Annotated in this window: 16 protein-coding genes; 9 read left to right on the top strand and 7 right to left on the bottom strand. The window is 44.2% G+C overall.

The annotated features are described in order from the left end of the window. Positions 1-134 precede the first annotated feature (134 nt). Complete coding sequence (locus tag ACWPOD_RS04830; RefSeq protein ID WP_006742040.1) at positions 135-1,013, bottom strand: LysR family transcriptional regulator; 879 nt, start codon at positions 1,011-1,013, stop codon at positions 135-137. A gap of 171 nt (positions 1,014-1,184) precedes the next feature. Between ACWPOD_RS04830 and ACWPOD_RS04825 the strand changes: the two genes are divergently transcribed. Further along, a complete protein-coding gene (locus ACWPOD_RS04825; protein ID WP_193621616.1) occupies positions 1,185-1,760 on the top strand; it encodes a class I SAM-dependent DNA methyltransferase in 576 nt (191 codons plus the stop codon). A 155-nt stretch (positions 1,761-1,915) separates the two neighbouring features. On the opposite strand, the gene ACWPOD_RS04820 is transcribed toward ACWPOD_RS04825, so the two are convergent. Next, positions 1,916-3,889 (bottom strand): acetoacetate--CoA ligase, encoded by a 1,974-nt coding sequence (locus ACWPOD_RS04820; RefSeq protein WP_456231606.1) that lies wholly within the window; start codon positions 3,887-3,889, stop codon positions 1,916-1,918. Between the two features lie 222 nt (positions 3,890-4,111). Here ACWPOD_RS04820 and phhA point away from each other — a divergent pair, with 222 nt between their 5' ends. After that, a complete protein-coding gene (gene phhA, locus ACWPOD_RS04815) occupies positions 4,112-4,906 on the top strand; it encodes a phenylalanine 4-monooxygenase (RefSeq protein ID WP_005391119.1) in 795 nt (264 codons plus the stop codon). Next, on the top strand, positions 4,896-5,234 hold the full coding sequence (locus tag ACWPOD_RS04810) for a 4a-hydroxytetrahydrobiopterin dehydratase (protein ID WP_005375563.1): 339 nt from the start codon (positions 4,896-4,898) through the stop codon (positions 5,232-5,234). The genes phhA and ACWPOD_RS04810 overlap by 11 nt, the downstream gene beginning before the upstream one ends. 70 nt (positions 5,235-5,304) lie before the next feature. Here ACWPOD_RS04810 and ACWPOD_RS04805 read toward each other — a convergent pair whose 3' ends face one another. After that, a complete protein-coding gene (locus ACWPOD_RS04805; RefSeq protein WP_456231605.1) occupies positions 5,305-7,074 on the bottom strand; it encodes a choice-of-anchor I family protein in 1,770 nt (589 codons plus the stop codon). Between the two features lie 199 nt (positions 7,075-7,273). Here ACWPOD_RS04805 and ACWPOD_RS04800 point away from each other — a divergent pair, with 199 nt between their 5' ends. Next, complete coding sequence (locus ACWPOD_RS04800) at positions 7,274-7,618, top strand: HopJ type III effector protein (RefSeq protein WP_182035742.1); 345 nt, start codon at positions 7,274-7,276, stop codon at positions 7,616-7,618. A 38-nt stretch (positions 7,619-7,656) separates the two neighbouring features. Here ACWPOD_RS04800 and ACWPOD_RS04795 read toward each other — a convergent pair whose 3' ends face one another. Continuing rightward, complete coding sequence (locus ACWPOD_RS04795; protein WP_182035741.1) at positions 7,657-7,965, bottom strand: cysteine-rich CWC family protein; 309 nt, start codon at positions 7,963-7,965, stop codon at positions 7,657-7,659. Positions 7,966-8,108: 143 nt separating this feature from the next. Here ACWPOD_RS04795 and ACWPOD_RS04790 point away from each other — a divergent pair, with 143 nt between their 5' ends. Together ACWPOD_RS04790 and ACWPOD_RS04785 are read left to right on the top strand one after the other, a co-directional pair. Continuing rightward, the gene (locus ACWPOD_RS04790; RefSeq protein ID WP_182031658.1) at positions 8,109-8,324 is read left to right on the top strand and encodes a DUF3820 family protein; all 216 of its coding nucleotides are present in this window, start codon (positions 8,109-8,111) and stop codon (positions 8,322-8,324) included. Positions 8,325-8,364: 40 nt separating this feature from the next. Continuing rightward, positions 8,365-8,610: a hypothetical protein gene (locus ACWPOD_RS04785; RefSeq protein ID WP_046873683.1), complete on the top strand. Its 246-nt coding sequence runs from the start codon at positions 8,365-8,367 to the stop codon at positions 8,608-8,610. Positions 8,611-8,749: 139 nt separating this feature from the next. On the opposite strand, the gene ACWPOD_RS04780 is transcribed toward ACWPOD_RS04785, so the two are convergent. Both ACWPOD_RS04780 and ACWPOD_RS04775 read right to left on the bottom strand, forming a co-directional pair. Further along, positions 8,750-8,998: a hypothetical protein gene (locus ACWPOD_RS04780; RefSeq protein ID WP_046873682.1), complete on the bottom strand. Its 249-nt coding sequence runs from the start codon at positions 8,996-8,998 to the stop codon at positions 8,750-8,752. Positions 8,999-9,770: 772 nt separating this feature from the next. Next, positions 9,771-11,375 carry a S8 family peptidase gene (locus ACWPOD_RS04775; RefSeq protein WP_456231604.1) on the bottom strand — a complete coding sequence of 535 codons (1,605 nt, stop codon included), beginning with the start codon at positions 11,373-11,375 and terminating at the stop codon, positions 9,771-9,773. Positions 11,376-11,778: 403 nt separating this feature from the next. Here ACWPOD_RS04775 and ACWPOD_RS04770 point away from each other — a divergent pair, with 403 nt between their 5' ends. Both ACWPOD_RS04770 and ACWPOD_RS04765 read left to right on the top strand, forming a co-directional pair. Next, complete coding sequence (locus tag ACWPOD_RS04770; RefSeq protein WP_150917940.1) at positions 11,779-11,907, top strand: IS1 family transposase; 129 nt, start codon at positions 11,779-11,781, stop codon at positions 11,905-11,907. 45 nt (positions 11,908-11,952) lie between these two features. Then, positions 11,953-12,072 carry an IS1-like element transposase gene (locus ACWPOD_RS04765; RefSeq protein WP_456231603.1) on the top strand — a complete coding sequence of 40 codons (120 nt, stop codon included), beginning with the start codon at positions 11,953-11,955 and terminating at the stop codon, positions 12,070-12,072. A 225-nt stretch (positions 12,073-12,297) separates the two neighbouring features. Here ACWPOD_RS04765 and ACWPOD_RS04760 read toward each other — a convergent pair whose 3' ends face one another. Beyond that, the gene (locus tag ACWPOD_RS04760; RefSeq protein WP_047009329.1) at positions 12,298-13,482 is read right to left on the bottom strand and encodes a hypothetical protein; all 1,185 of its coding nucleotides are present in this window, start codon (positions 13,480-13,482) and stop codon (positions 12,298-12,300) included. A gap of 446 nt (positions 13,483-13,928) precedes the next feature. Between ACWPOD_RS04760 and ACWPOD_RS04755 the strand changes: the two genes are divergently transcribed. Further along, entirely contained in the window at positions 13,929-14,240 is a 312-nt protein-coding gene (locus tag ACWPOD_RS04755) for a 4-fold beta flower protein (protein WP_258483274.1), read from the top strand. Positions 14,241-14,293: the final 53 nt, after the last annotated feature.

Raw genomic sequence — 14,293 nt, 5'->3', positions numbered from 1 at the left:
ATAAGGTAATTTAGGCAACCACTAAGTGAGCAGGTTCTAATCTAAAAAGTTGCGTTTTTGTTTATGCTCTTATAAAACAATGACTTGCTGCATGATCTTGGTGCCAATAAAATTGGCGCTCACTGATAAAATGTTTAGAAGTCAAATAAATACTCGCTCAATTTATCCGCTAACCATGTCATTGCTGGGTGCTCAGTTTGACCGTTAGGTGAAAACATACAGTAGTCTTCTTGTGTCAATCCGTATGTATGCTTGATAACGGCGAGCTTTTGCTGGCGAAGGTAATGGCGGATTAATGGTTCTGGCAGTACACCCCAAGCGTCTTCTTCTAAGATGGTGTTGAGCATGTAGTCAAAACTCGAAAAGCCAATGTATCGAGTCGAGAAAGGCTGCAGTTCAGGGTTGTCTTTCTCATTTAGGTACACCATCAACGCTTGCATCTGGCTGCGCAGATCTTCGTCTGAGACTCGGCGCATCTTACTTAGGCGATGTTCTGCACTGCATACTGACATCATACGTATCTTGCCTAGCGGGTTATACACGATACGAGGATCGTCGACGCGCTCATAATCAACACCAAAGGCAAAATCCACTTGGTGGGTACTGACTAAGTTGGCTAAGTCGCCACTGGATGCCAAGATTAAGTTGAAGGTTGTGGAAGGGAAGCGGTTATTCAGTGTATGAGAAAGCTCCTGCCAGAGATCATCAGGCAAGGAGTCGTCACGTGCAACCCAAACTTCCGCGTTAAAACCTTCCGAGATTTGAGCACAGGTTTTTCTTATCCGCTGTGCGATGATAAGTAGGTGTTCGCAATCTTTGTAAATGGCTTTCCCAGCTTCAGAGAGAGTGAGCTGGTTGCCAGTTCGGGTAAACAACTCAACGTTGAGATCTTTCTCTAAAGCCTTAATCGACATACTGAGTTTGGTGCGATTACAATCGAGTTGCCTCGCTGCTTCAGAAACAGAACCACACTCAGCGATGGTGCAGAAGGCTTCTACTTGAGTTAAGTTCATGATTTGACACAACCAATAAATGAATTCAAATAATTTGGGTATTATGCAGATGTGCTCCCAAAGCCGTGAAAGATTATCGAAAAAAACGCGAATCCGCCAGATAAGTCTATGGTCTTTTAACGGTTTTGCGGTAATCTATGTGGGTTACAAAAAGTGAACATGGAGGCCACGATGGCACAAGATTGGGACGGCTTAGCAAAAAACTGGGAATCAAATCCAGCAACAGAGCAATTTGCGCAGTCGGTGTTTGAGCAGTTACAACAGCTAACTCAGCTTGATGGCATTAAAGTACTAGATTTTGGATGCGGAACAGGGCAGTTAAGTCAACGATTGTCACCGATGGTTAAAGACATCGTAGCATTAGACGCATCGGAAGCCATGATTGAAGAACTCGATAAAAAAGAGCTTGCCAATGTAGAACCTGTCGTAGATGCATTGTCTCGCGGCTTGGTCGCTCAGCATCCAGCGTTTCGTGGACAGTTTGACCTAGTAGTTGCATCGTCAGTTTTAGCGTTTGTGGAAGACTTAGACGCGTCATTAAAAATCTCGCATTCTTTACTTAACCACGGCGGTTACTTTGTTCATTTTGATTGGATTGCAGAATCTGAACAAGACGGTTTTACCCTTGAGAAGTCTAAACGTGCTTTGAAAGATGCAGGTTTTACTGAGGTTGAATCGCAACACGTTTTTGACATTACATCTGACGGTAAAACAATGTCGGTATTAATGGGGCTTGGTCGCCGTTAATACTGAATAAAGAACACCACATGATAAAAGCGAGCTACCTAGCTCGCTTTTTTCTTATCGGTTGAGGGTATGTGCCTAAGTTAATCTCACTTGTTCTTCAACCTGTCGCTGGGGGTGTAAGCAAAGTGGGTCTCTAACAACCAAGTGTTCTGAGGTTATTTTTGGGCGACTATCCTGCGGATCTCCTCCAACACTTCAGGGTTGGCTATTGCGCCTAAATTTTCTACGCTCCGATTGTTAACGACTTGCTTAACGGCTAACTCGACCAATTTTCCCGAACGGGTCTTAGGTATATCGCTTATTGCGTAAATTGCACTAGGTACATGCCTTGGAGAACATGCAGACTTTAGCTGTGCTTTGATGGAGGCGATCATCTCGTCGTTGAGCTCTATCCCTTTCATTAATTGGACAAACAGCCATATTTGTTCGTTGCGATCGACTTCTTTTCCTACTGCGATGGAATCTAGAATACCGTCTATACTGTTCACTTGCTGATAGATTTCGGCCGTGCCGATTCTTACGCCACCGGGATTCAACGTGGTATCACTTCGACCATAAAACACGTATCCACCAACGCTGGTTTGTTCAACATCGTCGCCGTGGTGCCAAATATTGTCGAACTTATCCCAATAAGCACGATGATATCTCTCCCCGGTGTCGTTCCAAAAGCCAGCGGGGAAGTTGGGCAATGAATTGGCACAAACCAACTCACCGCGCTCTCCGATTACGCTATTACCTTGCGGGTTAAAGACTCTGACATCGACCCCTAACCCTGCTGATTGGCACTCTCCTCGATAAACGGGAGAAATAGGGTTGCCTAACACAAAGCAGCCACAAATGTCTGTCCCGCCTGAAATAGAGGCGAGGTGTACATCTTCTTTAATGTGCTGATAGACATAATCAAACTGTTCTGGATACAGAACCGAGCCCGTTGAACAAATGGTTTTCAGACTTGGAAATGCATCACTTTTCGGCGGAGAAAAAGAAACTTTTTCCAATGCCTCTAGGTATTTCGCCGAAGTTCCAAACAGCGTCACTTCGGCTTGTTCAGCGAGGTCCCAAAGCACGTTATGAGCGGGATAAACAGGGCTACCATCAAAAATTACTAAACATGCGCCGCTCGCGAGTGAAGAAACGTGCCAGTTCCACATCATCCAACCGCAGGTCGTGTAATAAAACACTCTGTCGTTAGGTTGAATGTCGCAATGCAGTTGGTGCTCTTTTAAATGGTTAAGCACTGTTCCACCGACGGAATGAACGATGCATTTCGGTTTGCCTGTCGTGCCTGAAGAATAGAGCACAAATAGCGGATCGTTAAAATTAACACGAGTAAAAGTCAGCGCTTCGGGTGTGTATTGATTCAGGACGTTTTGCCAATCTTGAGTGCAGACGTCGCATTCAAAAATGTGTGGTTTCAGGTAGCTAATTTGGCAAACCTGTTTAAGACCATCAAGATGATCCGCAATATGCTGGTTTTTCTCAGACATATCGAAAGTTTTGCCATTGAATGTATAGCCATCACAAGTAAACAGGATTTTAGGTTTCACTTGACCAAAGCGCTCCAAAACGCTTTCAACGCCAAAATCAGGTGAGGTAGAAGTCCAGGTTGCCCCTAAACTGGTGGTTGCTAACATGGCTATCACCGTTTGAGGTAAGTGAGGCAAATAGCCAGCGACGACATCACCTTGCTTGATTCCACATTCTTTCAACCATTGCTGGACACTCGAAACTTCTTCACACAATTGTTTCCATGTGTAGGTTTGCTTTTCTTCACGTTCATTTTCAAACCAAATCGCGAGATCATCGGGTTGGTGACACGCGTAGGTTAGCAAGTTTTCTGCGTAGTTAATTTGTGCGTTTGGGAACCATTTTATGTCTCTATTTTCGACGGGTTGCTGCCAGCGACTTTCTGCTTGCTCCTTTACGGTCTCTCCTTGAGTACCAATGACGTCGCAGAATAACCAGACTTCTTGCCAAAATTTTTCCACATGATCGAGCGACCATTGATGCAGATCGGCGAAGTTTTCAATGGTATTTCCTTGTCGATTAATGTGTTCAATAAACTGTGTGATGTTGGCTTCTTCGATACGACTTTCGCTCGGTTGCCATACTTTGCTGCTCTCGCGCATAGGTCCCTCTATAACAAAGTGGTAACAGATTTTAGTTTGAGAGGAATACACGATAAAGTCAAACAAGCTAGATATTATATCGTGTCATAAAAATCATGCAGTTACGATGCGTTGTAAACAATATGTTACATCGAGTCGATACTGAGAAAATCGTGTAGGGATTGGAAGCTCTTAAGACTGAAGATAGGCTTAATGTAAAGGATTTGTTAATGGAGATGTGCCATGACTCAGTATCGCTCTAAACCCGTAAACCAGGAAGGCAGGGTTGAATGGAGCCGTGAAGAAGACGCCATTTGGCGAGATTTGGTAACACGACAAATGGGTGTGATCCAAAACAGAGCTTGTAAGGCTTATTTACACGGTTTAACGCTGCTTGATTTACCTCAAGACCGCGTTCCTCAATTGCCAGAAATTAATCGTGTCCTGATGGAGACAACAGGTTGGCAAGTGGAGCCCGTTCCTGCGCTTATTGATTTTGACCGTTTTTTTAATCTGCTCGGTAATAAGCGCTTTCCCGTCGCCACATTCTTGCGTACCAGAGAAGAGTTCGATTACTTGCAAGAGCCGGATTTCTTCCATGAAATATTTGGTCATTGTGCGATGTTAACCAACCCAGATTTTGCTGCATTTACCGAACATTATGGTCAACTAGGGCAAGCCGCTACCCCAAAACAAAGAGCCTATCTCGCTCGCCTCTACTGGTTTACCGTAGAGTTTGGCTTGGTGAAAGAAGGGGACAAAACCAAAATTTACGGTGGTGGTATTCTCTCATCTCCTGGCGAAACCCTCTACGCATTAGAGAGTGATGTAGCAATTCGCGACCCATTTGAATTACAAACTGTGCTGAGAACGCCTTATCGTATCGACATCATGCAACCGAAGTACTACGTGATTGATGACTTTTCTCAGCTCTTTAAAATCAGTCAGTTAAATTTATTGAAACAAGCCGATCTAGCGATTGAAGCTGGACTGCTTCCTCCACTTTTTGAACCAAAGGAACCTGCTCATGTTGAATGAACAAAAATGCGAAGCTTGTAGTATCGATGCCATTGCACTAAGCAAAGAAGAACAACAATCTCTGCTGCTGCAATTGTCTGATTGGCAGATCATTGAAAGAGAAGACATACCTCAACTAGAAAAGGTGTATAAATTTAAGAACTTCAAACAAGCATGGGCTTTCAGTAACAAAATCGCGGAACTGGCAGAAGATGAGTTCCATCATCCTTCTATTTTGTTGGAGTGGGGTAAGGTCACCGTAACTTGGTGGAGTCACTCGATCAAAGGTCTGCATAAGAACGATTTTATCTGCGCATCAAAATGTGACGCGCTAGCATCGGCAGAGTAGGACATTACCTCATACAAAAAACGCCCGGCTTACGTCGGGCGTTTTGGTTCTAAATGACTTTTACATTACTTTATAGATTGATTCGGAAGACGGATGTCGTGCCCGATACCTCATTGCCAACAGCGATAAAATGACCACCACTACGGGTAAAGTAATTGATGGATTCTGGGCCTAAATCGCCTGCTTTTGGATTGTATGTGTCGTTCGTGCATTCGCCATCTTCCACTTGTGTACACACTGGCTGATTGTAATCGCGACGGTTTACGTAATGTAGGAACTGTGCTTGTTTCGGATCGGTAATGTCATAAATCATAATACCGCCTTGGCGCTCTAAGCCGATGAACACGTAATGGTGACCGTTGATTTGTGCTACTTCAATCGCCTCTGGCTCAATGCCTTTATCATCACTTCGGTCATCGCCACTGTCATTGTTGTCGTTGGTGCTGTTGAAGTGCTTGCCTTCATTCAGCAGCGCGATAGTCGCGAAATCGTCACCACTATCGAACACCAACTTGCCGTTTTCATCCCAAATCGAGAATGAACGCGTGCCAAATGCTTGAACATTACCTTGTGCAGAAAGCGTTTTTTCCGGCTTAATCACTTTTAAACGCGCGAGTTGTTTGTTGTCTTTTAGTGCTTCTGCCAGTGGGTGCTCTGCTGCTACTTTCAGCTTCTTACCGCGCACTTCATCAACATGGCTTAGACAGGTCCCTTGCTCGGATGTGTATTCATCTGTACCAAGGAAATCGTCCTCATCCCACATAAAGCCTGCTTTGTCGCACAGTTCTTGAGTGGTTTTGAATCCGTACTCACGCCCGTCGCCTTCATTTGCAGATACGATGTAAGTACTCCCATCCACTGAGTAGCTGTCGATCGTGTCAGGCATAAATAAGCCAACCAGTTGTGGGTAGCTTTTCAAGTTTCCAATAATTTTGTCTTTGTTAGATGCATCGAGTTTAGCGTCCGACCAAGACTTCTCACCTAAGCCAACAATTTTTTCTACCGATTTGCTCACTGGATTGACGATTGCCATGGCGTTATTTTCTTGTAGCGCGACATAGATTTTACCGTTATCTGCAAAAGTGAGGTATTCAGGCTCTAGATCTTGTGCGATGGTGGCGTTTGGCCCCGAAATACGCACATTCATTGGGAGATCTGCTTTTCGTGAACCATCAAACTCGTTAAAGCCAATTTGTGTCACTTCTGCTTGAGCAACGCCAAGGTTCAGATCGATCAAAGTGACGCTACCTTCAGGATCGACGCTGTAATCGCTGTTTGGTTCGCCCTCATTAGCGGTTGCGATATATCGGCCATCTTTCGAGAAGCCAACCATGTCTGGCAATGCGCCTGTTGGGAAAGTCATGACTAATGACAAATCCTCGGAGCGGTACAAACCAACAATACCATTCGCTTGTTTATTACTGTTTTCAATCGCAACCGCGACCAAACCATTGAATACAGCGACACTGTTTGCTGCGCCAATTTCAATGCCCGCTGCTTCGCCAGCGCTGTTGAGATCAATGAATGCGGTTTGCGTTGGTACGCCGTTGTCATCCATAGAAAGTACATCGACACGTTTTGCTTCAGCATTGACCACGTAGAGCTTATCCGTACAGGCGTCATAACTGACGATTTCAGCTGCCGATGTGTCGAATGGGGCATCAGCAACGGATGTCCCGATAAACGTTAACCCTTGAATTGAAGTTTCCCCAGCAACGGGCGCAGTGGTAGGTTTGCATTGTGTAGCGAATGAAGCCACGGTATCTTCGGGTTGTGATGAACACGCGATGGCAAGTGATGACAATGCGAGTGCACCGATTGCCTTTAAAGGGGTGATCATGATATCTCCTTATCAATCCGATACGTTGTCAATCAGCATGGGGTTTATGCTTCTGTCCATTTCCGTAATTGGAATGATGGAACGCTGAATGACGTGTGATTTGGTAAGGCTCTGAATATATGTATGATTGATGACTCTTATATTGGCTTTTTATGAAACTAATGTGTCATCAAAATGATGAAGTAGGGATAGAGGAATAATGGAATTAAAATCGTTTTTAGATTTGTTGGCAGCTTCACCAGAGCAGGTCGAATTTGAAGCAACGATGGCGGTGATCGAAGAAAGCTATACGTTTGAGCCAACCGCTTTTGTTAATGGTGAGACGCAAAACAACGCGGGTGAGAACAACGGTTCGTGTAAGATCTTCGCTTTCGGCTTGCTAAATAACCTAGACAAAGAAGCGACACTAGCCTGCTTTGGCCGTTTTTATCGTGAAGATGTATTGCTGCATCCAGAGAATAGCGATCACCAGAATATTCGTAATTTTATGGTAACAGGGTGGGATGGTATTAGGTTTGAAGCCCCCGCTTTAACCGCTAAATAAACACCAGTCAGAAAACGCAGAACAGTAAGCCAGTCGTATTATGCGACTGGCTTTTTTTCTAGACATTTTCGGCACAAACACAGCTGGTTGGCGCTTGGCTTGGGTAAATCACGAGTTTCAATAGTAAAGCACCAGCATGTCTCTTTGCCTGCGGCGATATCACAATAGGCTTGAGTCCCGCACTCAGGACAATTGTGCGTTGAATCTTCCCCTGCGATTTGTTCGATAATCGTATCTCGTTGGAGATCGGTTTTGTCTTTCCATTGGATGATTTCATCCATCGTTCGGTGACAACCAGAGCATATTCCGGCGTTATTTTTACATGCTGCTCGACAAGGTGACTTCATTGCTTTCTCGTTCTCATTTTTTATGCCGCGTACTCTAGCACAAAGCGAGTCAAAGCCGCCAAAATAAACGTGAGTGCGATTTGCTGGTGAGGAGAGGGCGGCAGTGATATTCTTGGACGAGTTACCTCAAATCTTTGTCACTTATGTTAGAAAAAGAAAACCTCATTAAACTCGCTAGAATGCAAATGCCATTTGGGAAATATGCAGGGCGAGTGTTAATCGACCTACCTGAAGAATACTTACTGTGGTTCGATAAAAAGGGCTGGCCAAGCGGCGAACTAGGGGATTTGCTCAAGCTGTGTTTAGCGCTCAAAATTGAAGGCTTAGATAATGTCGTGAAGCCTTTGAAGCGTATGTAACTAGCCACAGAAACTCCCACTTTTAATGAAAAGACTTATTATGAATTTTGATATCGATGCACTGAAACACCACCAATTGGTCGAAGATGGTAAATTAGAGGGATGTTACATTCATCAGCCAGCTCAAGGTAGCCAGCAAGATGACAAAGCTGTTTTGGCAGAGCGCCAAGCGTTGGAAAAAATGGGGTATAAGGTAATACAGGTTAAAGCTAAAGGCGGGACAACAACGTTTGCCGAGGCGATGCAAAAGCTTGCGAAGGAAACTGGTCACCTGCCTAAGGAGTAAGTGAGTGTAACCTGCCACAGCTTCCCTAGTTATTCCACGATACCATGTGTTTTCATCAAAAGAGCCAGACCGTTAGGCTGACTCTTTTTTGCTCCAAACCCGTTGAGAGCTTAAACATTGATCGTATCAATAAATTCCGTCAGTAGAGAAACCAGTTAGTTGCATAAATAACGAGAAGGACTAGAAGACCTAGAAGGAATGGGAAGGTTAGCATCATTGCGAACTTTTTCTTGAAGCTTGGTTTATCGAATACCACGCCTTCGGCCTCCCTTACTCTTCGCTCTTCATCAAAATGCCATTTAATAGCTAAGTAGGCTCCAATACCTAGTACAATAAGCTTAAAAGCTCCAGCAAAGTACGGAAAGAAGTTAGCCCAACTGTCGTTCATTATCCATCTCTCTCAAATTAAATATGGGCTTTACGGTAGCAGAATCCAAGGTTTATGTTTAGTGCTCTCCCAATGTCAGGCGCTCTAGCTAGCACAAGCCTACTGCTCGTGCTAACTGACCACAACTCTCTTTACAATATACTTAGTTATTAATAATTTAATAGAAAAGGACTAGAACACTTATATCAGTGGCGTGTCTGTATGGTTTGTAACGTTTTTGCCCCATTCCAATTTACCTCGTTTGATCGTCTCTTTGCCTAATAGTTCCCATTTATAATGATCTTGCGTGGTTCAAGGCCCATTTCATCCAATGTTACCGTTGTCAGCCCATCAACATGTGCAGTATAGGGTCTGAGTTTTGAGTGGATACAATCTTCTCGGATTAGCCACCATATCGTTCACGATGACCAACAGCCAAGGTCAGGTCACGCGTTTGTCTCACAGCCTAAAATTGCAAGTGAGAACCGCGGTCACGGTAAAGAATTTGTTTTGTATCATCTTGGGTTTGCCATCATGCCAAGATTTATGATGGAGAAAGAGTTAGCTCGAGGAGATTAAGTTCGCATCCTATTTGATGTACACGACTTGGAGAACCCGACTTATGCGGTGTACTAACTAATAGAAAGCTTCGATGCCGCTTCGAGTTGAGTTCTTGAAGAAAAAGGCCGGTGCGTTTGAATAGCATCGAACGCCACCTATTAAACGCAGTATTCTCGAAAGCAAAGCCCACCGAAAAGCGGGCTTTGTTCTCTTTTAATAACGAGAATAATAACTAGTAGTTAGCTTGAATGCTGACACCGCTATAGTTTGAGTAACCTTGAATCATGACGTGATAACGTCCACTTTGTGTCGCGCTGACCGTACATGTTTCATTGTTACCGTATTTGAAAGGTCGGCAGTCCCATGCATTCAGTGTCGGTTTTGCACCAAAACGGAGATACAAATCCGCATCACCGCTGCCACCATACATTTGTACTGTTAAGCGCTGCCCAGCTTCTACATCAACATAGTAATACGCGACTTGACCGCTTGAGCCACTTAAACCGCTCACTGGCACGCCCGAGGTTAACTTGCCTTCTGGGTCCGGTGTTGGATCTGGGCCACCACAGTCTTGGCCACAATCAGTATCCGTTAAGCTATAAAGCAGCTTGTTCACGCTGCCTCTTGTGTCCGTCACCTTTCCGCTTGTTGCGCGGCTAACGATCAAGTCCTCTACTTGGCTTGGAGACAGTGAACTGTTTTCTTGAAGATACAATGCTGCTACACCCGCTACATGTGGCGTCGCCATCGATGTACCACTAATGGTTTTGTAACCACCGTCATACCACGCAGATTTGATTTGTGAGCCTGGCGCAAACACGTCCACACAACTGCCCCAGTTTGAAAAACTCGAACGTGCATCCGTGCTTGTGGTCGAACCGACAGTCACTCCTGTAGCTACGCGTGCTGGAGAGTAGTTACATGCATCGGCGTTGGAGTTACCTGCTGCTAGCATAAAGCTGACACCTGATTGAACCGCACTTTGCACTGCGCTATCTAGAGCAACAGATTGACCGCCACCTAAACTCATGTTGGCGACTGAAGGTCCGGAAGCGTTCGCAGCCACCCAGTCCACACCGGCAATAACACCAGACGTAGAACCCGATCCGGTACAGCTCAATACTCTCACGCCGACAAGGTTGACGTTTTTCGCAACACCATACAAGCTACCGCCAATGGTGCCCGCAACGTGTGTACCGTGTCCATTACAGTCACTTGCATCTGCATCATTATCGACAAAGTCATACCCAGAAACCGAGCGCCCACCAAACTCAACGTGTGCATTGTTCACACCAGTATCGATAACATAAGCCGTTACACCAGTTCCATCAAAGTTGGCACTGTAGTTGTTATCGAGTGGCAAGTTACGTTGGTCGATTCGGTCTAGTCCCCAAATGGCATTGGTCTGATTTGCGTCTGCCGAGACTATTGGGTCAAGCGATAGGATTCTGTCTTGCTCAATGTAGTCCACACGAGGATCAGAACGCAGATCTTTCAGTTGCTCAGGACTCAAGTTAGCGACAAATCCACTTATCGAGTGGTCAAAAACCGACTCCACTTTTATCGAATACAAACCAGACATGCGGTCTACAGACTGTTGCGTGAATTGCTCGAATTCCGGTGAGCTGCTCGCCATCATTTGCGGTTGTTGAAATACCACTATATATCGATCTGCAATGGCGATGTCGTCCGGTGCAAGCATCAAAGTGGCAGGCAATGTGTCGGGAGCTTGTTGTAACTCTGCACTGTCCGCAATCTCATTGGGTTGCGAAAAAGCGAGAGAAGAATGAAAACAGAGCGCGGAGGTGATACAACAACTTAGTAGTTTCTTTAACATAAAATGTTCCTTGAAATCATAGTCTTGTTGATTTTACCTAGTACCAAACTGTCAACACGAAAACACAGACAATCAGCGTAGTACGCTCAATACGTGCTGCAGTGACGTTACACAAATCAAACTAGACAATGAGTAACCATATGCATAATTGATAATAATTCGCATACTCAGAAACATGATCAATAACTAAGCTTTATTGAAATTGAAATGCAAAGATTCATTTAGATTTAGAGCAAAATCCCTAAAATAGAATAATTCTACACACCTGGCTTATTGCCTGTTATATGCACTATTCTTACCGATAATTTACGCAATAAAAACCTAACTATCCTTTCATTGGTCATGACTCAAATTGGTTGATAGATGTTAATATAGCCACCTGGTTTCTGATGTTTTTTAACTCATGGCTACTATCCAAGTTCAATGTCGTTTCTGTAATAAAACAGAGCCCGTCCGTGAACATGGAAAAGGGCATTCTGTCTTTCCTCGTTTCAGGTGTATCGAGTGTCGAAAGGGCTTTCAACTCGATTAAGTTTACGAAGTCCGCAAGCCAGATGTAAAAGAAAAAATTGTCGATATGTTAATGAATAGCTCTGGAGTTAGGGAAACAGCACAAGTGTTGAATGTCGCATACAACACGGTATTGAGCACTTTAAAAAATCTCGCCAAGGTAAGTAACCTCAATACCTTTCGATAGAGCAAATATCAGACTAATTTGTAAACTTGAAAGGCTAGCTGCATTGGTTGAGGAGTATGAGGAAAAACACTTCCCCATTTAAGAACTGCAACACACCTTTGCCCCATTCCTTGCCAGTGACGCAGGTGGTTTGACCTACTTTCACTTATCTGTGTAGTGTCTGGTAAGTCGGAGAACTATCATCTTATACTTTATTTGTTGTACAGTTTATGGTTATAAACGTCGTTAATTTTCATACGCATTGAGCGCTTGCAGCAGCAAAGGCTTAACGATGGGGTAGATTTGATTTAAACGCAACTGGTAGAAATCAAACGCTTCTTTCCAAGACTCTTCGTTCTGCCAGTCAAGAGTTATTACAGGTAGCGAGATTTTTAGCTTCTCTGGGACAAATTCAGAGTCCTCCGGCAATAGTGGCATCAATGACTCTCGCCTAGCATACAGGTACTCAAACAAGTATTGTCCAAGTGCGTCATTTCTGAATCTCACAAAGACACCCACCTCATTAGGTTTAGATCGGTAAGTTGTTATCCAACTATTGTGTGCCCTTGGTGGTAACTCGAACCATAAGTGCCCCTTAGTCGAAGGGGTTGGTAACCTTACACTAGTGTCATCAAGCTCAAGATAATCAAGCAATGCACTCCAATACTCATAGGATTGACCAGAACCTTTGTTTGTGGCTGATTCATTTTGCTCGTTGGTGGATTCAAGTTTCTCAGTAACTTCACTACTTACTTGATTAATCGAAATCACTCGGCGCTCAGTAATTTCAGTTTTGCGCATCACTTGAGGATTCACGAGCAGTTGTTCGCCGGGCATGTGGAAGATCTGCACTTCAACCATGGCAAAAGAAAACTCCATTGATGCATAGGTATTAAGAAAGTCCTTTATCTCAAAAGCCCCCTCTCGAATACCATCGCCCACGACCAATAATAAGAAGCGGCCTTTGGAGAGGTTTCGCTGGACCGTATCAATGAATGAGGCTTCTAATACTTCATGGCCATCCGCCTTAACCAATTCAAAAAGCGATAGACCACCATTAATTGCACAAACCTTAGTATCAAGTTCGTCGTAGCTCCAATTCATCAAGTCTTTAGCGTAATCGAGTATCTGTCCAATCACTTCTCTACGAGATTGAGGATTACGATAGAGTTTGGTTTCCGCGATGACCAATCGGCCCGATGGCGTCACATAGATGCAGTCCACTCGACCCGACTTAGTGGCAAGCTCCATACACACTGGTACCGCTCCGGTATAGTCCGCATCAATCTCATAAAAGGGTAATAGGTCAGCGTTAGCAAAGATAAGTTGCTGTAACCACTTCTCATCGTAGGTACCTGTTGCCCGCAACTCGACTCGTTGAAGTCTCTGAACGCTGCTTTCGGGGGATACGATGATTGGACCATTGCTCATGAAAGAACTCCGTTGCTAGCTAAAAACGCTGAGAAAAACAAACCGTAAGGTTAGCCTAACTTATTACTTTACGGCGTTTACGAAGTATCATTTTCCTACTTTGACTTGCTTACTTCATTAGTCAGCGAGCAGTGCAGCACGATCACCGCTAGCATGTCTTTGCCCCAAAACTTCTCAGACCTAGCGAACTGACCACCTAACCAGTATTAAAATTGACCAAATTAAACTAACCCGAACTTTGGCACTTTCACGGCAACTTTCCGTAGGTATCTCCCTAAACTCTCTGTTGAATCACACAATAGGTTGATAAACATTGAGTATCATAATGAATGGCAGCAACGTGAACCGAATGCAAACACGGAAAGATTTTGTCAATAACGTATTCTGCGTTAAGAGAAAACTTAAAACTCGCACAGATAACATAAATTGCGAATAAAGGAGAATCAATGACACCGATTTACCGATGGAATGGACAATACTTCGGCTTCATAAAAAATGACCGATTATTCAGTGCAAGCTCTCAGTATCTAGGCTGGGTTACTGAAGACGGCAGAGTGTGGCGCAGCAATGGCACGTTCTTGGGTGAAGTAGAAAATGAAAACTACATTCTAAGACGAATATCAATGGCAACACCAGCAAACCGAGCAGTGAGAGCAACACCAACGACACCCGCAACTCCAGCTCGTAGAGCAAATCGTGCAGGTAAGGTTTCAATAGCTGGTCGAATTGATGCTCTGGATGAATTTCCAAGCACATAAAAATTGCTTGCTGCTAACGGCTAACCTTTGGCATTTTTGTTCGGTTAAGTTTG

This window comes from Vibrio sp. JZG120 (assembly GCF_053890955.1).
The sequence above is the reverse complement of the archived record's forward strand: the minus strand, read 5'-3'. Positions and strand labels throughout refer to the sequence as shown.